At 39.6% G+C, this 20,267-nt stretch carries 16 protein-coding genes and 3 pseudogenes; 5 read left to right on the forward strand and 14 right to left on the reverse strand.

Annotated features, from left to right (window positions below; translation table 11 throughout):
- Positions 1-4 precede the first annotated feature (4 nt).
- The 6 genes and pseudogenes from D2C72_07000 to D2C72_07025 form a co-directional block, all read right to left on the reverse strand.
- Positions 5-343 (reverse strand): hypothetical protein, encoded by a 339-nt coding sequence (locus D2C72_07000; GenBank protein QEF43982.1) that lies wholly within the window; start codon positions 341-343, stop codon positions 5-7.
- A gap of 9 nt (positions 344-352) precedes the next feature.
- The gene (gene secF, locus D2C72_07005) at positions 353-1,324 is read right to left on the reverse strand and encodes a protein translocase subunit SecF (GenBank protein QEF43983.1); all 972 of its coding nucleotides are present in this window, start codon (positions 1,322-1,324) and stop codon (positions 353-355) included.
- 8 nt (positions 1,325-1,332) lie between these two features.
- Positions 1,333-2,910 carry a protein translocase subunit SecD gene (secD, locus tag D2C72_07010; GenBank protein ID QEF43984.1) on the reverse strand — a complete coding sequence of 526 codons (1,578 nt, stop codon included), beginning with the start codon at positions 2,908-2,910 and terminating at the stop codon, positions 1,333-1,335.
- Positions 2,911-3,204, reverse strand: coding sequence for a preprotein translocase subunit YajC (gene yajC, locus D2C72_07015; protein QEF43985.1), 294 nt, complete (start codon positions 3,202-3,204; stop codon positions 2,911-2,913).
- Positions 3,205-3,251: 47 nt separating this feature from the next.
- Positions 3,252-4,568: a sodium/proton antiporter NhaA gene (gene nhaA, locus D2C72_07020; GenBank protein ID QEF43986.1), complete on the reverse strand. Its 1,317-nt coding sequence runs from the start codon at positions 4,566-4,568 to the stop codon at positions 3,252-3,254.
- Between the two features lie 23 nt (positions 4,569-4,591).
- Positions 4,592-7,428 (reverse strand): annotated as a pseudogene (locus tag D2C72_07025) (RecB-like helicase).
- Positions 7,429-7,678: 250 nt separating this feature from the next.
- Between D2C72_07025 and rpsB the strand changes: the two are divergent.
- Positions 7,679-8,473 carry a 30S ribosomal protein S2 gene (gene rpsB / locus D2C72_07030; protein QEF44203.1) on the forward strand — a complete coding sequence of 265 codons (795 nt, stop codon included), beginning with the start codon at positions 7,679-7,681 and terminating at the stop codon, positions 8,471-8,473.
- Positions 8,473-9,540: an elongation factor Ts gene (locus D2C72_07035; GenBank protein QEF43987.1), complete on the forward strand. Its 1,068-nt coding sequence runs from the start codon at positions 8,473-8,475 to the stop codon at positions 9,538-9,540. Before rpsB ends, D2C72_07035 begins: the two co-directional genes overlap by 1 nt.
- 449 nt (positions 9,541-9,989) lie before the next feature.
- Here D2C72_07035 and D2C72_07040 read toward each other — a convergent pair.
- From D2C72_07040 to flgB, 5 genes and pseudogenes are all read right to left on the reverse strand, one after another.
- Positions 9,990-11,836, reverse strand: a pseudogene (locus D2C72_07040) (penicillin-binding protein 2).
- A 6-nt stretch (positions 11,837-11,842) separates the two neighbouring features.
- Positions 11,843-11,969, reverse strand: a pseudogene (locus tag D2C72_07045) (transcriptional regulator).
- 24 nt (positions 11,970-11,993) lie between these two features.
- The gene (fliE, locus tag D2C72_07050; protein ID QEF43988.1) at positions 11,994-12,323 is read right to left on the reverse strand and encodes a flagellar hook-basal body complex protein FliE; all 330 of its coding nucleotides are present in this window, start codon (positions 12,321-12,323) and stop codon (positions 11,994-11,996) included.
- Positions 12,324-12,450: 127 nt separating this feature from the next.
- Entirely contained in the window at positions 12,451-12,936 is a 486-nt protein-coding gene (flgC, locus tag D2C72_07055) for a flagellar basal body rod protein FlgC (protein QEF43989.1), read from the reverse strand.
- A 12-nt stretch (positions 12,937-12,948) separates the two neighbouring features.
- On the reverse strand, positions 12,949-13,371 hold the full coding sequence (gene flgB, locus D2C72_07060) for a flagellar basal body rod protein FlgB (GenBank protein QEF43990.1): 423 nt from the start codon (positions 13,369-13,371) through the stop codon (positions 12,949-12,951).
- A gap of 255 nt (positions 13,372-13,626) precedes the next feature.
- Here flgB and D2C72_07065 point away from each other — a divergent pair, with 255 nt between their 5' ends.
- Complete coding sequence (locus D2C72_07065; protein QEF44204.1) at positions 13,627-14,754, forward strand: cell division protein FtsW; 1,128 nt, start codon at positions 13,627-13,629, stop codon at positions 14,752-14,754.
- 24 nt (positions 14,755-14,778) lie between these two features.
- On the opposite strand, the gene D2C72_07070 is transcribed toward D2C72_07065, so the two are convergent.
- Positions 14,779-15,786 (reverse strand): ABC transporter substrate-binding protein, encoded by a 1,008-nt coding sequence (locus D2C72_07070; GenBank protein QEF43991.1) that lies wholly within the window; start codon positions 15,784-15,786, stop codon positions 14,779-14,781.
- 241 nt (positions 15,787-16,027) lie between these two features.
- Here D2C72_07070 and D2C72_07075 point away from each other — a divergent pair, with 241 nt between their 5' ends.
- Together D2C72_07075 and D2C72_07080 are read left to right on the forward strand one after the other, a co-directional pair.
- Entirely contained in the window at positions 16,028-16,624 is a 597-nt protein-coding gene (locus tag D2C72_07075) for a peroxiredoxin (GenBank protein QEF43992.1), read from the forward strand.
- Positions 16,625-16,763: 139 nt separating this feature from the next.
- Entirely contained in the window at positions 16,764-17,579 is an 816-nt protein-coding gene (locus D2C72_07080; GenBank protein QEF44205.1) for an ABC transporter substrate-binding protein, read from the forward strand.
- 488 nt (positions 17,580-18,067) lie between these two features.
- On the opposite strand, the gene mrdA is transcribed toward D2C72_07080, so the two are convergent.
- Together mrdA and D2C72_07090 are read right to left on the reverse strand one after the other, a co-directional pair.
- Complete coding sequence (gene mrdA, locus D2C72_07085; protein QEF43993.1) at positions 18,068-19,834, reverse strand: penicillin-binding protein 2; 1,767 nt, start codon at positions 19,832-19,834, stop codon at positions 18,068-18,070.
- Positions 19,815-20,258 carry a hypothetical protein gene (locus tag D2C72_07090; protein ID QEF43994.1) on the reverse strand — a complete coding sequence of 148 codons (444 nt, stop codon included), beginning with the start codon at positions 20,256-20,258 and terminating at the stop codon, positions 19,815-19,817. Before D2C72_07090 ends, mrdA begins: the two co-directional genes overlap by 20 nt.
- Between the last annotated feature and the right edge of the window lie 9 nt (positions 20,259-20,267).

The following is a 20,267-nucleotide window of genomic DNA, read 5'->3' on the forward strand; positions in this document are numbered from 1 at the left end:
CCTCTTAGTCTGTTTCGCTCGTTACAACGCTTTCAATCAACAAAAAGATGAGGCTAAAAGCGTTGCTAATCAAAGCCCCGATCATGAGCATGTAAGCTGTAACCAAATTGTTTAAAATCTGTAAAAACACAAATGCCGGTATGAGGTGCAACACGGTAGCTAAAGAGCTAGCCAACAGCTCTGAAGCGAAACGCTTGATCACCCCAATTTTGAGCGTAACGGAAATAAGGTTTAAAGCTAACGCTACAAACAACACCACCGTGTTAGGCTCATACAAAAACCCTGCAATGGTGGTTAAAGAAATAAGGCTGAACAGCACATGAATGACCCGACCCCAATCCATAGAAACTCCTTAAACTTGACCGCCCTCATACAAACGGCGCATTTTTTCCTTCTCTTGAGCTTTTTTGATTTTTCTAGCCTCATTCTCATAATATTTACCCATATCAAAGCCTAACAATAACGCTACTTTAGGGGCGATGAAAATAGAGCTATAAGTCCCTACAATCGTGCCTATTAGCATGGGCAATGAAAAGCCAATAATGATCTTACTCCCAAACACGCACAAAATCAACACCACAAAAAACACGGTTAAAGAAGTTAAAAGCGTGCGCGTGAGCGTGCTAGAAATGGCTTCATCAATGGCTTGAATGGCGCTTTTGGTTTTTTGAGAGAGCATCTCTTCTCTGATCCTATCAAAAATAATGATCGTATCATTAATGGAATACCCAATCAAGGTGAGCAAGGCCGCAATCACTTCCAAATTCATATCAATCTTAAAAACAATCACTGAGCTTGCTACTAAAATCACATCATGCACAAGCACAACAACGCTCGCTAAAGCGAAACGCCATTCATAGCGGAAACTCACATAAACCATGATCGCTATTAAGGCTAAAATCAGCGACAAAATGCCCTTTTCTTTCAATTCGCTCCCCACTCTAGGGCCCACAGTGTCAAATTTACGGATTTCAAAATCGCCGCTAGGTTTTAAAATATTGGCCACGATAGCGTTCAAGTCTTCATTTTCGGCTGTTTCTACAAAAGGGAATTTGATTAAAATTTCTTCTTTAGAGCCAAATTCGCTCACTTGCACGCCTTTAAAGCGAGCTTCTTTTTCAAACAGATCGCGCACTTCTTTAATGGGGGCGTTTTGAGCGTAACGCACCTGCACCAAACTCCCCCCCGCAAAATCAATCCCTAAAGAAAACCCTTTGAAAAACAAAAGCCCCAACGCCAGAAGCACTAATATTGCTGAAACGATCACCCCATAATTGGAATAACGCATGAAGCTTAAGATTCTAGTTCGCTTGAATAATTCCATAAAACCTCCTAAGCTCTTTTATTCACGCCAAACCAAAAGTAAAGGCTTTTTGTTTGAGTGAGTTTAGGTAAAAGGGCTTGATAAATCCCTTGCGTGCCTATAATAGCGGTGATAATAGAGGCTAAAATCCCAATGCCTGTGGTTAGGGCAAAGCCTTTAATCGCTCCTGTGCCATAAGCGTATAATAACACCGAAGCGATCAAGGAAGTGATATTGGAATCAAAAATCGCCCGACTCGCATTGATATAGCCTAAATGGATCGCCTTAACAACACCCTCTCCTTCTCTTAACACTTCTCTAATGCGTTCGTTGATAATGATATTAGCATCCACGGCAATCCCCACGGTTAAAACAATCCCTGCCATTCCCGGTAAAGTCAGAGTCGCTCCAAAAATCGCCATGACCGCCACAATCAAAAAAAGATTGACCACTAACGCCATGCAAGCGATCACCCCAGCCATGGAGTAATAAAGCGCCATAAAGCCCATCACCAAAATAAAACCCCCAATAAGGGCGATAATGGAGGTTTTAATGCTGTCTTTCCCTAAACTCGGGCCTACAATCCTTTTTTCTAAAACTTGAATGGGTGCGCTCATCGCCCCACTCCTTAAAGCGATCGCTAAATCGCTCGCTTGAGCCACGCTAAAATTCCCGCTAATCTGCCCGCTCCCCCCGCCAATGCGTTCTCTGATCACCGGGGCTGAATAAACCTTATTGTCTAAAACGATCGCCATGCGTTTGCCCACATTCGCGCCTGAAAAATCCCCAAAAATCTTGGCCCCTTGCGCATCAAGCGTGAAGCTCACCACCGGCTGGTTGTTTTGATCATACACCACTTTCGCATCCGTAAGCATTTCGCCATCTAAAATAGGGATCGCTTTGAGTAAGATTTTACCCCCCATTTCCGCATCAGACAACAACACGCTGCCTAATTTTTGAGCCTCTAAATCCGTCATTGTCATCGCATCTTTATTATGCTCTTCATCCACTGCCATCATTTGCAAATGAGCGGATTTAGAAATCAAGTCTTTAGCGCGCCGTTCTTCTTCTAAAGTCTTAATGCCGGGCAATTGCACCGAAATTTCTTCTTTACCTTGCTGAATGACTACAGGCTCTGCCAAACCAAATTGATCCAAGCGGTTACGAATGATCCCTATCACTTGCAAAATCGTGTTTTTACGCAATTCTTCTTGCTCTAAAGGGGTGAGCTTCACGCTATAAAACTCCGCTTCTTTTTTGATTTCAAACTGGCTATGGCCTTGCAACTCCACTAAAAGCGCGTCTAATTTTTTCGCTTCATCTTCATCTAAAAGCTCAAAACTGATCCCTTCTAAACTGGATTTAATGTCTTTAAGCAAGATATTTTGCTTTTTAGCGTTGTATTCTAAAGCGGACGCTAGGCTTAAATACTTGTTTTTTAAAGCTTCATCGGTTTGTACCCATAAAAGCATGTTCAACCCCCCCCTTAAATCCAACCCTAAAGTGATTTTAGGGCCTTTAGTTTCTAGTAAAGAAGGCACAGAAAACCCTACCCCTAAAAGAAGCGCGCAAATAAAAACGATTAAACGAGGGTTAAAAAGTTTCATTCAGTTGTTATTTGGCGTTGTTTCTTCATCTAATTTGAACGCTACATAGTTTTTAGAAAGTTTAGCGGTGGTGTCATCATTGAGCTTCACGCTAAAAAAATTCGCTTCCGCCTTAAGCACCTCAACAATCAGCCCTCCTTGAGTAACGATTTTATCGCCCTTAGTCAAACCCTCTATCATTTCTTTATGCTTTTTTTGCTGTTGGCGTTGCGGACGAACAATCAAAAAATAAAAAATAAGAAACAACACCACAAGGGGTAAAAGCGTCGTTAGAATTTCTTTAGTTTGTCCCATTAAATTTCCTTAAAAGATGTTTTAATCTCAAATTATAGCATTTTTCACTATTTCTTTAAAGCCGCTCTTTTGTCTAGCGCGAATAAATACAAAGCCCCTATGATCCCAGAAATCAAAGATCCGAGTAAAATCGCAATTTTTGCCACTTCCATAGCGTCCTCATGCTCGCTCGTGAAAGCCAGATTAGAAATAAACATAGACATGGTAAAGCCAATCCCTGCTAAAAGCCCAGCCCCTAAAATATGCCACCAGCTGATGCCTTTAGGGCGCGCGGTGATTTTAAGCTTTTCGCCTATGAAAGTGATTAGGAAAATCCCTAAAGGCTTGCCCAAGCAAAGCCCTAAAATAACCCCTAAAAGCACCTTATCCACTTCTAAATTGATGCTAGAATCAACGCTCACCCCTGCGTTTGCAAACGCAAATAAGGGCATGATGAAATACCCGCTAATGGGGGCTAAAAAATGCTCCAATCTTTCTAAGGGGCTTTGTAAAGCGCTCGCTTTTTCTTCAATAGAATGCAAGATTTCTTGTTGCTCTTTGGTTAAAAGCGCTCCTGAACTCGTTTCTGCGTATCGTTTGCCTAATTCCAAAAGCTCTACATTTTTAGAATCTTTAGGGATTTTCACCGGTATCATAAAAGCTAGAACCACCGCAGCGATCGTCGCATGGATACCGCTTTGATGCACGCAAAACCAAAGCAACACCCCTAAAAGCAAGTAAGGGATGAGCGATCGGATATTCAGGCGGTTTAATACGGCTAAAACAAGAACCACCCCTAAAGCCCCTAAAAGCCATGCGAATTTTAAATTCGTGGTATAAAAGAGCGCGATCACCACAATAGCCCCCAAGTCATCAGCCACCGCTAGAGTGATTAAAAAAACCTTTAAGGCGGTTGGCACCCTCTTGCCTAAAAGCATGATCACGCCTAAAGCGAACGCAATATCCGTCGCCATAGGGATCCCAAAACCATGCTGAGAAGGCGTATTAGCGTTAAGAAAAAAATAAATCAATCCTGGAGCTATCATGCCCCCTATGGCTGCGATCACAGGGAAAGAAGCTTTTTTGAAACTGGATAATTCCCCAAACAACAATTCTCGCTTGATTTCTAAACCTATCATTAAAAAAAATAACGCCATTAAGACATCATCAATCCAGTTGTGCAAACTAAAGCCGATGAAAAAATCCCCTATTTGGAACCCAAAAGGGGTGTGCCATAGCGCAAAATAACTTTCTTTCAAAAACGAATTAGCCACCACCATCGCTAAAACAGCGTTCAAAAAGAGGAAAATCCCTCCAAAAGACTCGCTTTTAATGAAGTTTTTAAGCGTCAAACTGAGCGCGTTTTCTGTTTTTTTGAGATTCATAGACAACCTTAAAATTTTTATTTTCAAACCCATAACTTTTCAAGCAGTCTTTTATGAGCGTAAATGATGCCCGCTTGTATCTTAAAATGGGGGGCTTGAGTTTGCAAAAACGCAGCGTAATGAGACACTTGCGCTTTATGGCTTTGCTGGTAATTTTGAGAGCTTTTATAATCTAAAACATACAAATTTTGCCCCTTATCCCACAACAAAACATCAATCCTAGACACAACCCCTTCAAATAAAAAAGCCGCTTCACCCCTTAAGGCATAATTTTTAAAAAGAGCTTGTATCTCTGTATCGTTTTCAAAAAGCTCTAAACTCTCTTCTAACGCTTGATGATCCAAACCATAAAAACCATGATGGTAGTTTAAATATTCTAAAACGCTTTTTTTAGGAATGTTGTAAGCGTATTGGTATTCTAATCCCTTGTGCAAAGCGATACCAAAATTGATCGCTTCTTGGTCGTTATTCTTTTCATAATCGCTAGGCTCTTCTTCTATCTCTTGGACTTGCTCGCCATAGGCATGGGGCTTGATGAGAGTGCTTGTAATTAAAGGCTCTTTTCTATGAGAAACAACCGGCGTAATTTCTCCCTCTTCTAAAGGCGCAAGATCCAATTTTTCGTGCATTGTTTTGTTTTTGCTTTCTTTTTTGCTTTCTTTTTTGTCTTTGGCCACGACAATCAGCCCTAACTCAGCCCTAGTGAATGCGACATAATACACATTAATTTCTTCATGATCTTTAGCCGCTTCTTCTTTGTCTAAAGCCCTAGCGTAATCTTTATCCACGACCTCACGATTTTTCATTCTGTAATAAAGGCGAAGAAGCTCTGCGCCGTCATATTCTTCAAGGAGTTGATTGGAATGGCTTGAATTAGGCTTGCCCAAGCGTTCGCACACGATCACATAAGGGAATTGCATGCCTTTAGATTTGTGAATGGTCATGATCTGCGCGCCTTTTGAATGGGAAGAAGCGATCGCTTTAGCCTCTAATTTTTCTAAAAATCCATCGGCGTCTTCGCACCCAACCGCTAATTCCAAGCAGATTTGCGCACACTCTCCATAAAGCTCAAACAATTCCATCACCTTCCACACAAAGCCCGCAACGCTCTCTTTTTTAGGGTTAAAACTAGGTAAAGCGATCGCATCATCATGCAAGTATCCAGCGAGTTTTAAAACGCTGTGTTTATAAAAGGGCTTGTAAGGTTCTTCCGCTAAAGCGTATTCTAAAGCGTTCTTAATGATTTTAGATTCTACAAATTGAGACAATTTTGCACTAGATTCCGTGCTTGGGCAAATTTCGCTCAAATACTCTTGCAAATAATTTTTGATTTCTAAAGCGTCCTTATTGGTGGCGCATAAAATGGTAATGTCTTTAGGATCAATACGATGCTCTAAAAGGTTTTGGGCTTCTTGTAAGACCTGATCTAATAGCAATTCTCTTTCATCAGCCACTAAAGAGACTTTAACATAGCCGTCTGTAACATGTTTATTTTGAGAAGTTTTAGGGTATTTTTGCTCCAAATAAGCGGTGGGGGAATTTTGATAAGCCTTTTTAAAAATGGTATTCACATAATTAATGATCAAAGGCACACTGCGGTGGTTGAATTGTAAATTATCGTGGTAAAAATCCTTAGAAACGCTTTCAAACAAGGAGCTAAAACTCCCCCTAAAGGCATAAATGCTCTGCTTGACATCGCCCACAAAAAACACGCTCCTGTGCCATTTTGCTTGCCCTATCCCGGCTTTAATCTCATCAATAAAAGGGGCTAAAATCTTATAATCGTTCAAGCTCGTGTCTTGAAATTCATCAATCAAAATGTGCGCGATCTTGCTGTCCAACCTGAAATAAAAAAACTCCGCCGGCATTTCTTCATAACCATTCAATAAGGCATGAACCTTATCTTTAATCGCATCAAAATCTAAGGCTTGGATTTTAGAAGTGGCGTTACTATAAAGCTGGATGAATTTAGGGAATTTTTTAAATATTGCGGTTTCTTTGGCTTCATAATAGCGTTTTAAATCGTTTTCAATCTCTTCGCATTCGCTCTCTAAAGTGGGGATTTCACTTTTAAGTTTTTTGAAAGATTGATATTCGCTCTTTTTTTTAAGCCAGGTTAAAGAGCTGTTTAAAAATCCCCTAAAACTATCGCATTTAATGGCTGTTTTAGCCCTATCTGACGCTGTTTCTATGCTTTGAATTTGGTTGTTTAAACTTCTTAGTTTTTCTAAAAAACCCTCTTCATCAAATGCAGGCTCTTTCTTGTTAGGATCAAATAAATAGAGCTTGTTTTTTAAAAAACGCAACCGCTCTAAAATAGAATCGCTTGTGTAATTATCATAGCTTAAGCATTGAGCGATAAAAACGCTCAATTCTTCAAGCTGTTCGTTATTTAAAGTGCTCAAAAAACCCTCATTAAGCTGTCGTTGGTGCGCTTTGGTGTCTTCATTGACTTCAAAATTCGCGCTCAACCCCACAAACCAGCAAAATTTCCTTAAAATGCTTTGAAAAAACGCGTCAATGGTGCTAATCCTGATTCCAGCGTTTAAAAAGCGTTGGTAGATTTTTTGAGCGCTATTTCGCACCAAGCTAGGGTCTAAATGGTATTTTTCTTCTAATTCTTTTAGGATATTTTGGGATTTTTCTTTTCCGCTCTCAAGGTTTTCTTTTTGCAAGATTTTAAATAGTCTAAAATGCGCTCTTTCATTTCGGCGGTGGCTTTTTTAGTGAAAGTGAGCGTTAAAATCTCGCTAGGATTAGCCCCCTTAAACAATAGGGCTAAAAACCGCACGCTCAAAGCGAAAGTCTTCCCGCTTCCTGCTGAAGCCTTTAAAGCCATGCATTGTCTTTTTGTATCCATTGAGTTCTATCCTAAAATTCTGTTTTGTCTTTATTATAACCTAAAAGCCTTTTTTACTTAAGCTAAAAAACCCTAATCTTTTGCTATAATCATAGGGTTTTGTCGTTTTTTCTATCATTTTAATAGGAACAAGGCAAAGACAGCGTCAAATTCACACATGCTAATCCTTGTATTTAGGTGTTCTTAAGAATTTAAGAATCAAATGAGCATGGAGGAAGAGAACCAAAATAACTTTAAGGAGAATATTCTCATGGTAACCATGAAAGATTTATTAGAATGCGGTGTGCATTTTGGACACCAAACAAGGCGTTGGAACCCTAAAACCAAGAAATTCATTTTTGGCGTTAGGAAAAATATCTATATTATTGATTTGCAAAAAACCTTGCGCTATTTTAGATACACCTATAATATCGTGCGCGATGCGAGCGCTCAAGGCAAGAGCATCATGTTTGTAGGCACTAAAAAACAAGCCAATGAGACTTTGAAAGAATTTGCTGAAAGCATTCAAGTCCCTTATGTCAATTACCGCTGGCTTGGTGGCATGCTGACTAATTTTAGCACCATTAGAAAGTCGGTGAGGAAATTAGAAATCATTGAAGAAATGGAAAATAGCGGTCAAATTGATCTATTGACTAAAAAAGAAAAACTCATGATTTTAAGGAAAAAAGAAAAGCTAGACAAGTATCTTGGTGGGGTACGCCACATGAAAAAAATCCCTGATATGATTTTTGTGATTGATGTGGCTAAAGAAAAAATCGCTGTCGCTGAAGCGAGGAAACTCCATATCCCTATCGTGGCCCCCTTAGACACTAACTGCGACCCTGATTTAGTGGATTACCCCATTCCTGGAAATGACGATGCGATCCGCTCTATTAGATTGTTCTGTAAAGAAATGAGCGAGGCGATTTTAGAGGGGCGAGAACTCATGCAAGAAGAAATCGTCCATGCGGATGAAAATAGCGAAGAAATAGAGTTCGTGAGCAATGAAGAAAAAGAAGAAATGCTCGCTGAAATCCAAAAAGAAATCACTCAAGGAGCCGAATAATGTCAGGAATTAGCGCTCAACTAGTCAAAAAATTAAGGGATTTAACCGATGCGGGCATGATGGATTGCAAAAAAGCCCTTGTGGAAGTGGCTGGGGATTTGCAAAAGGCCATTGATTTCTTGCGCGAAAAAGGCTTGAGTAAAGCTGCTAAAAAAGCCGATAGGATCGCTGCTGAGGGCGTGGTCGCTTTAGAAGTAGCGCCTGATTTTAAAAGCGCGATGATGGTAGAAATCAATAGCGAAACGGATTTTGTGGCTAAAAATGAGGGCTTTAAGGAATTGGTTAAAAAAACTTTAGAAACGATCAAAACCCATAATATCCACACCACAGAAGAATTGCTTAAAAGCCCGTTAGACAACAAGCCTTTTGAAGAGTATTTGCACTCTCAAATCGCTGTGATTGGTGAAAACATTTTAGTGAGGAAAATCGCTCATTTAAAAGCCCCTAGCTCTCATATTGTCAATGGTTATGCGCATTCTAACGCCAGAGTGGGCGTGTTAATCGGTATAAAATACAATAATGAGAAAAACGCTCCAAAAGTGGTGGAACTGGCCCGAAACATCGCTATGCATGCCGCAGCGATGAAGCCTCAAGTATTAGATTGCAAAGACTTTAGCCTTGATTTTGTCAAAAAAGAAACTTTAGCCTTGATCGCTGAAATTGAAAAAGACAATGAAGAGGCTAAACGATTGGGCAAACCTTTAAAAAACATCCCCACTTTTGGGAGCCGCATTGAATTGAGCGATGAAGTTTTAGCCCATCAAAAAAAGACTTTTGAAGACGAATTAAAAGAGCAGGGCAAACCTGAAAAAATCTGGGATAAAATCGTTCCTGGAAAAATGGAAAGATTCATCGCCGATAACACCCTTATTGATCAACGCCTAACCCTTTTAGGGCAATTCTATGTCATGGACGATAAAAAAACTATCGCTCAAGTCATCGCTGATTGTTCCAAAGAATGGAATGATGATTTAAAAATCACTGAGTATGTGCGTTTTGAATTGGGCGAAGGCATTGAGAAAAAGACAGAGAATTTCGCTGAAGAAGTGGCTTTGCAAATGAAGTGAGATTTTAGGAAACGACCTTTAAAGGTTGTTTTCTTTTAATTTTTTAACTTTCTTTATTTAAAATTTTCCATTTTAAGGTGTTTGAAATTTTTGTAATTTTCAATCTCTATGCTTTTAATCATTTGAATTTCGCCTTTTAGTTAGCTTGAATTGATGCCACTAGACATCGGTATAGTTGCTCTAATTTTACATTATTTTGATTAAATTTTGAATACTCACCTGTTGCAAACCTGCGTTTAAATTATAATAGCAAGCTAATCCGCATTCTTTTTGATTTAAGGGTTAGTTTTGATTATTTTTCTAGGGATCATGCAGATCTCATTTTATTTAATTGGGATCAATCTAACTTAAACAGACTTTTTCTAATCTGTCCTCTAAATTTGGCGTTAATGCCACAGAGCCGGCAACTTAAGACTCCTTTTTTGGAGTTTGGATTGAAAAAGAGCCTTTTATTTTATTTTAAAGCGGTTTTTTTCCAACGCGTTTTGAATCGCAATAGAGGGCGATAGATAATTGTAACGCACTAAAATTTCGGTGATTTCTTTAAAAATAGGGGCTGCAATCTTGCTAGCGTAATATTCTTCCTTGCCGTGCGAGCCTAAGATAACCACGCCGATAGTAAAAACCTGCCTTTCATCTTCAGCGAACCCAAAAAAAGAGCTGTTGTAGGATTCTGCGCTATAACTCCCGTTTTTAGCAACCCTAGCCGTGCCGGTTTTGCCCCCTATGTATAGCCCTTCAAATTGAGCGTTTTTGCCTGTGCCATAACGCACCACTTTGATTAAAGTTTCTTTCATTTTCCTAGCACTTTTTGGGCTAATGACTTGAAAAGTGGGTTTGGGGCTAGGGATGTAAATATCGCCATTAGGAGCGGTTTCTCGTTGCACTAAATAGGGGTAGTCAATTTGCCTTCATTAGAAAACACCGCATAAGCCCTTAAAAGTTGCAAAAAAGTCGCGTTCAGCCCATAGCCATAAGAAACGCTCCCCTTTAACACTTCACGCTTGAAAGCGGACAAAGGAGGGATCTTTCCTGTGGTTTCTAAGGATAAGTCAATGCCGGTTTTTTGAGAAAATCCATAGCCTAAAAGTCCGTTATAGAAATCCTCTGGGTTTAAGTTTTTACTGATTTTTATCATGCCCACATTGCTAGATTGGATCAAAATGTCTTCCACAACGGCTTTTTTACTAGGGATAAAGTCGTCTTTAATGGTGTATTTTCCTAATTGGTAATAGCCATGGTTTAAATCAATGCGTTCTTTAGGGTTGATCAAATTCTTATCCAACAGCAAGGAATAAACAATGGGTTTAATCGTGCTGCCTGGCTCAAAAACCTTTTCAGCAACGCTCAAATTCAAGCTTTCATAATCGCTGGTTTTAATGGCGTTAGGATTGAAGCGCTTGCTTGAAGCCAGCGATAAGATTTCCCCGCTTTTAGGGTTGATAATGCCCACCAGGATTTCTTTAGCCTTGAGTTTGTCTTTGGTTTTATCCAATAGGGTTTCAATTTCTCTTTGGAGTTTTAAAGGAATGCTCAAATACACCTCATAGCCATCAAGCCTTTCAACCTCTGTGTAAGAGTGGTTTTGAATAAAGTTAAAACTCACATCTCTTTTGCCTGTTCTTATGCCATTTTGTTGGGCTTTAAGCAAGTGATCTTGAGATTTTTCAACGCCTTTTTTACCGGTAGTTAAAGTGAGCTTGTCTTCTTCTTGTTTTTGCACATAGCCAATGATTGGCTCTAGGCTATTTTGATAAGGGTAATGCCTAGAAACGCCGCTCACTTCAATGTTTAGCCCTTGCTTTTGCCACACCTTATCGTGCGCGTCTTTGAAATTTTGAAAAACCCCAAAGGCTAAAAACTTCTTATTCAAGTCCCTAATATTAGCGGCCATATTGGGCGTGAGATCATAGGCTAGAATAATATAGCCTTTCGTATTGATGGCGTCTTTTAAGGACTTTTTAGGGATATTGCTATAAATAGAAAGGAAATCAATGAAAAAATCTTCTTTATCCGGGTTTAAAAACCTTGTATCAAAGCCCAGTTTGAAAAGGGTTTGCGAAGCGGCCAGGCTGTAGTTGTCTTGACTATAGATAGTCCCCCTAGCCGCAGTGTCTTGTTTGCTCATCACTAGATTAGGCATGTTGGCTTGGGCAAAAAAAGCTTTTTTAAAAGCCACCATTAAAAAAATAAAAAAAAGCAATAAAAAGATTAGCGCCGTAACCACACCCTTGTCTCTTTGGATTTTTAGAAATTGCTCTGGGTTGAAGTAAGGATCAATATTCTTATTATCCATAAGCGCTTACTTGAAAATGGCGTGGCGTTGGATTTTCACAATGCATGGGAGTGCAAATTTTTGATGATAAAATCTATTAAAATGGGGTGCAATAATAACAAACCCTTCTCTTTAAAAAGGACCAAGCGATCATTTAAAGAGACGCCACTTTAAGAGACTAGATCTGCGTTCTCAAAAGCTCTTTATAAGTGCTGATCGCTTTGTTACGCACTTCAAGCATGAGTTTCATGCTCGTTTCGGCCTTCCCTATGGCGATAGCCGCTTGATGTAAATCCTTGATCTGCCCTGTCGCCATGTCGGCTAAGGCTTTATCAGACTGCTCTTGAGTGTTGTTAAGCTCATTGATAGATTGTTTTAAGAGTTTAGAAAACTCCCCACCTTTTTGTTCTTTAAAGGCGTTACCCGATTCTTCTCTTTTAGTCCTGTTGTCCGTGTTAAGCTCAGAGAAAGGACTCAATAAGCTTTTATCATTGTGTATGGCTTGCATAGAACCTCCTTAAGCTCTTTTTTAAAAATTTAACTCTATTAAATATCCTATTCATTTCTGTATTCTACGAATCTTTGGCTAATACTACCTAAATTTCCTTATACTACCATAAATTGTTACAAATCATTCAAGTTTGTAACATGCCAATCGCGTTTTGCGCCATGTTTTTAGCGCTTTGGAAAGCTGCGACATTAGCCTGATAGGCTCTAGTCGCTTCCACTAAGTCCGCCATTTCAACCACCGCATTCACATTGGGGTAAGCCACATAGCCTTGAGCGTTAGCGTCAGGGTGGCTCGGGTCGTATTTCATCAACGGCTCGCTATCATCGCGCGCAATCTTATCCACCACCACGCTTGTAATGGGGATTAAGGGGTTGTCATCGCCTTCATCTAAGGGGTCTTCATAGGGGGTGATTTGATGGTTTTGGGCGATTTTTTGGTTTAAAATCTCGTTGAAATCAAAAGCCCTAAACACCGCTTCTTGCCTCCTATAAGGGCCTCCTTCGCTCGTGCGCGTGGTGTTAGCGTTAGCGATATTAGAAGAAATCAAATTAGCCCTTAAGCGTTGAGCGGACAAGCCATAACCGCTAATATCAAAAGAAGATAAAAACATGCTTTCCCTTAACTATAAATTCTTACTGGAATCAATGGCGTAATTGATCACGCCTCGATACTTTTTTAAGGCCGAACTCAAGGCTAAATACATGGTAGAGTTCTTGCCCATTTCACTCGTCTCTATGTCTAAATCCACGCTGTTGCCATCATTTTTAGCCAAATGCCCGTCTCTAAAAAAAAGGCTCGCCCCATCTTTAACGCTATTTTCAAAGTCTAAATGCCTAGGGTTAGTGTGGGCTAAAGGCAAAACTTTACTGGTTTGGTTTTCAAAAATTTCTGCTTTTTTCTCCGCTAAAACGCTTTCAAAATCCAAATCCTTTGGCCTGTAAAAGGGGGTGTCCACATTAGCGATGTTAGAAGCGATCATATCTTGCCTTAAAGCCCTATAATCCAACGCTTTATAAACCAATCCAAACGCTTTAGAAAAATCCATACAAAACCCCTTTTTTAAACCCTTGCGAATTAATAACATGCAAAAAGCATTCCAAAATCGGCTCGCTTTTTTCTCGCTTTTTCATCAAAGAATGCGATGAATTTCACAGCATGCTTAAAGTTGGAGTGCTAAGCCAATTCAGAGCCATTATAGTGTAAAATACCCCTAAAATACCTTAAAATAACGCCTATTCAAAAACCAAAATAAGGAAATCCTAATGACCACAGACAGAAACCTGTTTTTTTGCGCTTCGCTATTGATTTTTTGGGGGTATTGATGAGCTATTCGCTCTCAACTTACACCACAGTGGTGCTGTATCATTATGGGGAATTCCATTTTTTCATACGCCAGCTTTTAAGTGCGATCATAGGGATTGTTATCATGTGGGGGTTGTCTAGGGTTGATCCTAGCAAGTGGTTTAGCCGTTTGGGGTTTTTTCTCCTTTTTGTCCCATCACTACTCATTATTGGCATGTTTTTTTTGCCAGAAAGCCTTTCCAGTAGCGCTGGGGGGGCGAAGCGATGGATTCGTTTGGGGTTTTTCTCTCTAGCGCCTTTGGAGTTTTTAAAGATTGGTTTCACTTTTTTTCTTGCGTGGAGTTTGTCTCGCACCTTTGTGGCAAAAGAAAAGACTAGTGTTAAAGAAGAACTGATCATTTTTGGGCCTTATTCAGTGGTGTTTGTGGTATTAGCGGTTGGGGTGGGGTTTTTGCAAAACGATTTGGGGCAGATCGTTCTTTTGGGGGCAGTTTTAATCATGCTGTTAGTCTTTTCTGGAGGGAGTGCGCATTTGTTTGGCTTGATTGTTTTAGGGGCGCTTGCGATCAGCGTTTTAGCGATTGTTACAAGCCCTCATAGGATTTTACGCGTGAAATTGTGGTGGTCTAATTTGCAAAATTCGCTTTTCACGCTTTTGCCGGATAAATTAGCGAACGCTCTTAGAATAAGCGACTTGCCCGAATCTTATCAAGTCTTTCATGCAGGCAATGCCATGCATAATGGGGGGTTGTTTGGGCAAGGGCTTGGGCTAGGGCAAATCAAGCTTGGGTTTTTGAGCGAAGTGCATACGGACATGGTCTTAGCTGGGATCGCCGAAGAATGGGGGTTTTTGGGGCTATGCGTTTGTTTTATTTTGTTTTCTGTTTTGATTGTTTTGATTTTTAGGATCGCTAACCGCTTGAAAGAGCCAAAATATTCGCTATTTTGCGTGGGCGTGGTGCTGCTCATCAGTTTTTCTTTGGTGATCAACGCCTTTGGGGTGGGCGGGATTTTTCCGGTTAAGGGCCTAGCGGTGCCGTTTTTGAGCTATGGAGGGAGTTCGCTTTTAGCGAATTGTATCGCTATAGGGCTTGTTCTAAGCCTAGCGCGATACACGAAGGGCTAAAAAATATCGCCCTTTTTTTAAAAATTAATGCCATAAAAAGGGTTCAACTTCTGCATCATTCAAATCAAAAACCACCTTATAATAATCTTTCACCATCGCATTAATATCCACGCCCTTAAACGCTTCAGGGTGGGCTTTTAAAGCGATAAAAAGGCTAATGAGCGGGGCTCTTGGCCCGCCAATATCCATTGTGGGGAGTTTATAAACTTGCTTGTTTTTAATGGCCTTAATAGTGGAAAACTTGGGGTTGTTTAACACGTCTTCAGGCGTGAGCGGACTTACCCACCAAATGAAAATGATTTCAGGGTTTTCTTTAACGATTTTTTCCACGCTAATGTCAGCGCGCCCAAATTTAACATATTTCAAGCCAAAATTGTCTATGCCCCCTTTTTCTAAAATGTCTGAGCTAATGGCCTGATGACCGCTGATTTTATTGGCTTTATGGAAAAGCTCCACGCCCTTTTTCTTTTTAACATTTTTCAAACGCTCAGCAATAAAATCCAAAGTTTCTTGCATTTTGGCGAATTTTTTGGAAGCGTCAATCTCTAAGACCGTGGCTTGAGCTTGCATAGCTTGCATGGCCTCTGCGATCGTTGTTTCTTGGAAAGAAAGGAATGAAATCCCAAATTTTTTCGCATGCTCTACCGCTTTAGGGTTACCCACAAAGGTTACCACAAGATCAGGGCTAAGCTTTTTTAATAATTCCACATTCAATGCGGCTGTGTGATCAGTGCTCATGTGTTTGACTCGTTTAAGATCCTCGCCTTTGAGAGTGGCTTTAACAATGTCATCTTTAAAAGCGTAATCCGAAACGCCCACGACCCTATTCCAAACATTAAGCATGGCAGGCACTTCTACATAGCTCCCTATATAGGCTATTTTAGAAACAGGAAGCTTTATAGTTTGCTCCCCGAAATAATCCTTGACTTTGACTTCTTGCATTGAAGCGTTGCACACATTCAACAATAATGAAGCGACAAGCGTGCCTAAAGAATAAGAGATTAAAGCTTTTTTAAAGCGAGCGATCAGCATGACAATTCCTTTTGTATGATTTATGAAGCGATTATAACACTATTTCAAGGAAATACAAGCAGTAAAAATGAAACTATTTTTCACAAAATCTTAAAATTTAAAAGGAAATATCCTTTCATTAACTTTTTAAGATTATACTCCACCATGTTTCCACTGATTGAGTGGAAAGCATAATTAAATTAAATCTATTTTAGGTTTAATTTTGATCCAACAAAATTTTAAAACACTTAAGGAGTTGTATATGTTAGTTACAAAACTTGCCCCAGACTTTAAAGCACCTGCCGTTTTAGGAAACAATGAGGTTGATGAACACTTTGAGCTTTCTAAAAATTTAGGTAAGAATGGTGCGATTCTTTTCTTTTGGCCAAAAGATTTTACTTTTGTATGCCCTACAGAAATCATTGCGTTTGACAAAAGAGTGAAAGACTTCCAAGAAAAAGGCTTTAATGTGATTGGCGTGTCTATTGACAGCGAACAAGTGCATTTTGCATGGAAAAACACCCCTGTAGAAAAAGGCGGTATTGGTCAAGTAACTTTCCCTATGGTAGCTGATATTACCAAAAGCATTTCTAGAGACTATGATGTGCTGTTTGAAGAAGCGATCGCTTTGAGAGGTGCTTTTTTGATTGACAAAAACATGAAAGTAAGGCATGCGGTGATCAATGACTTGCCATTGGGTAGGAATGCAGATGAAATGCTTCGCATGGTAGACGCTCTCTTACACTTTGAAGAACATGGTGAAGTTTGCCCAGCAGGTTGGAGAAAAGGCGATAAAGGCATGAAAGCAACTCACCAAGGCGTTGCAGAGTATCTTAAGGAAAATTCCATTAAGCTTTAATCGGCTTAATTCTTTTAACCAAGAGAGTTCTTTCTTGGTTAAATCCTTTCTTTTTGATTCTTCGCTTAGTTTTAAAGTTTTCATATCGTTTTATCTTTTTATCATTTTTGAATTAATTTTTTTTAATAAAGGGGTTTTTATGAATATATTCAAGCGTATTATTTGCGTAACCGCTATTGTTTTAGGTTTTTTTAATCTTTTAGACGCCAAACACCACAAAGAAAAAAAAGAAGACCGCAAAATCACTCGTGAGCTTAAAGTGGGCGCTAACCCTGTGCCGCATGCGCAAATCTTGCAATCAGTCGTGGACGATTTGAAGGAGAAAGGGATCAAATTAGTGATCGTGTCTTTTACCGATTATGTGTTGCCTAATTTAGCGCTCAATGACGGCTCTTTAGACGCGAATTACTTCCAGCACCGCCCTTATTTGGATCGGTTTAATTTGGACAGAAAAATGCACCTTGTTGGTTTGGCCAATATCCATGTGGAGCCTTTAAGATTTTATTCTCAAAAAATCACAGACATTAAAAACCTTAAAAAAGGCTCAGTGATTGCTGTACCAAACGATCCGGCCAATCAAGGCAGGGCGTTGATTTTATTGCATAAGCAAGGCCTTATCGCTCTCAAAGATCCAAGCAATCTATACGCTACGGAGTTTGATATTGTCAAAAATCCTTACAACATCAAAATCAAGCCTTTAGAAGCCGCGCTATTGCCTAAGGTTTTAGGGGATGTGGATGGGGCTATTGTAACAGGGAATTATGCCTTGCAAGCAAAACTCACCGGAGCCTTATTTTCAGAAGACAAGGACTCGCCTTATGCCAATCTTGTAGCCTCTCGTGAGGATAACGCGCAAGATGAAGCCATAAAAGCGCTGATTGAAGCCTTACAAAGCGAAAAGACCAGGAAATTCATTTTGGATACCTATAAGGGGGCGATTATCCCGGCTTTTTAAGCCATTTAGGCAAAATTCACCTTTAGTTTGAATGGCGCTTTATAGGCGCTAATAAAAAACTCTTTTCTCATTGAGCATTAAAAACGCTAAAAGTCTTTTTAAAACAAAACGAAAAGAGCTTGCGTTAATCAAGCAACAATTTCTTAAAAAGCGTTATTTCTTAAGGGGGAAATGGCGCAAAATAACCCTCTCTATCCCTTTAAGAAAATCATGATAAAATCTAAAACGATGAAGCCAAATAACTAAAACCCCATTTTTAAAAAGATTAAATAAGATTTTAGCCATCAATATGCGATTAGAATAAAGCCAAAAATACAGCAAGCCTAAATCTCATTAAAGTTTTACGCTTTTAGAGTGTTCTTTAATAAAGGCCAGTTTTTAAACCACCCGTTAGACTGGGTTATAGAGCGATAGAATCAGTTGAAAACAAGTTGGCTGATTGTCTTTAGCGTTTGAGTTAATGCGTTTTTGAAAAGATTTGGAGCTTATTAAAGATAGCCAAGCTCATAGAGTTTATTACTCATTTTCACTAACAAGCCCCCTAGTTTTGATCCCCCTTCCCCATGTTCTACTAGAATAGTGATAGCGTATTTGGGTTTTTCATAAGGCAAAAATGCCGTAATCCACGCATGGGATCGATGGAAATATTCCATATCCTTTTCTTTCATGCGATTGACGATGTTTTGAGCGATTTCTACGACTTGCGCGGTGCCGGTTTTACACGCTAAAGTAACCTTAGAACCTCTTGTGGAATGATAAGCGGTGCCGTCTTTATGGTTGCACACTTCATACATTCCAACGCGCAAGGCTTGGAGCTTCTTTTTTTGAAAGCTATTTAGGGGGTCTTTGAGCGGTTGTTTGTTGTTGATAGCAAAATGAGGCGTCGCCAGTTTGCCTGTCGCAATGAGTCCCGTGTAGGCTAGCACTTGTAAGGGCGTGGCTAAGAAAGAGCCTTGCCCAATAGCGGTAATGAGCGTGTCCCCAACGTGCCAGTCTTGATTGAAGCGTTTGAGTTTCCACAAATTATCCGGCACAATCCCCACAAATTCATTCGGCAAATCAACGCCCGTTTTTTCCCCAAAGCCCACTTCCCTTAAGGTTTTAGAGAGTTTTTCTATAGAGATTTCAAGCCCAAACTTATAAAAATACACATCCACGGACTCCCTAATGGCTTTATACAAATTGGAATTGCCATGCCCTGTTTTTTTCCAGTCCCTGAATTTGCGCTTACCCACTTCAATAAAAGGCGGTGTGGGTATGGTGGTGTTTTCTGTGATATGAAGGTTTTCTAAAAAGCTTAACCCCACGCCCATTTTAACCACAGATCCCGGCGGATACAAGGCGTTAGCGAAGCGGTTTAATAAGGGGTTATAAATATCATCTTGAAGTTTTTGCCATTTGTCTTGACTGATCCCGCCTACAAAATCGTTCAAATTGTATTCAGGGTAACTTCCTGCAACGAGCAATTCCCCATTTTCTGCATCCATCACTAAAATCGCCCCCCTTTTATTTTCAAAGAGTTTGTCCGCTTCTTTTTGCAAGCGTTTGTCTAAACTCAATTGCAAGTGGTTATTGGTGCTTGGCGGCACTACTTCTAAAGTGGCTAATTCCTGATTGAGCGCATTGACACGCATGATTTTATAGCCCACCCTGCCTTGTAAAAGCTTGTTGTATTCTTTTTCAATGCCGGTTTTGCCCACAATCTGGCTGTATTGATTCTCTTCATCGTCTTTTAAATCTTGCAAGCTTGCCACCCCCACATAGCCTAAAACATGCGAAGCTAAAGCGTTATTAGGGTAGTAGCGCTTGTCTAAAGGCAGCACAAAAATGCCTTGAGTTTGGATGAGTTTGGTATAAAGAGGTTGCATGGTGGCATAAGGAATGAGACCTACCACTTTAATGAGGTTATGGTTATAAAGCGAATTTTCTTTTTGGTAATCGTTTAAAAGCGTTTCTTTGGAAAAGTTAGGAAAAAACTTTTGGATGATTTCAATTTTTTCTAAAAGCTCTTTTTGTTTCAATCCGCTAGGCAAAAACACGCCAAACACCAATTCGTTAGTGGCTAAAAACTCATCATTTCTGTCTGTAATATTGCCCCTTGTAGGGACTAAAAATTCCTTTTTGGTCATGTTGCGTTCGGCCAGTTTTTCATAGTATTCTTGATTTTTAACGCTTAAAATAAATAAATTTAAAACCAATAACCCCCAAAACCCTATAAAAACAAAGAGTAAAAGCTTATAGCGAAGATTTTTCATACAAACCCCACAAAGCGCTCTCTATGAACGCAAAAAGAGCGAGAAAACCGAGTATCTTCAAATCCAAAGACACCGAAAAAAAGCGCGATAAATAGAGGTAATAAACCAAAAAGACATGCAAAGTTTTGAATAAAAAGCCGTCATTAAAAAGCTTTAAAGAGTTTTTATAGATGATTTGATGGTAGATTAAAAACAATAAAGCCAAAACGCCTAAAGTCTTTAAATGCATGCTTTCAAACCAAAACAAACAACCAAATACGCTTAGGCTTGGCAGAAAATGGTCATATTTTTTCGCATAAAACAAGAATAAAAACCCAATCATCGGGGGTAAAAAAGGCATTAAGTCTCTTAAAAGGCTATAAAAATAAAAACCAAAAATCCCTAAACATAAGAAAAAAAAGGAATCTTGTTTTAAAGAGAGCATGGTTTTGTG

Source organism: Helicobacter pylori (genome assembly GCA_008032955.1).
Classification (GTDB): Bacteria; Campylobacterota; Campylobacteria; order Campylobacterales; family Helicobacteraceae; genus Helicobacter; species Helicobacter pylori_DC.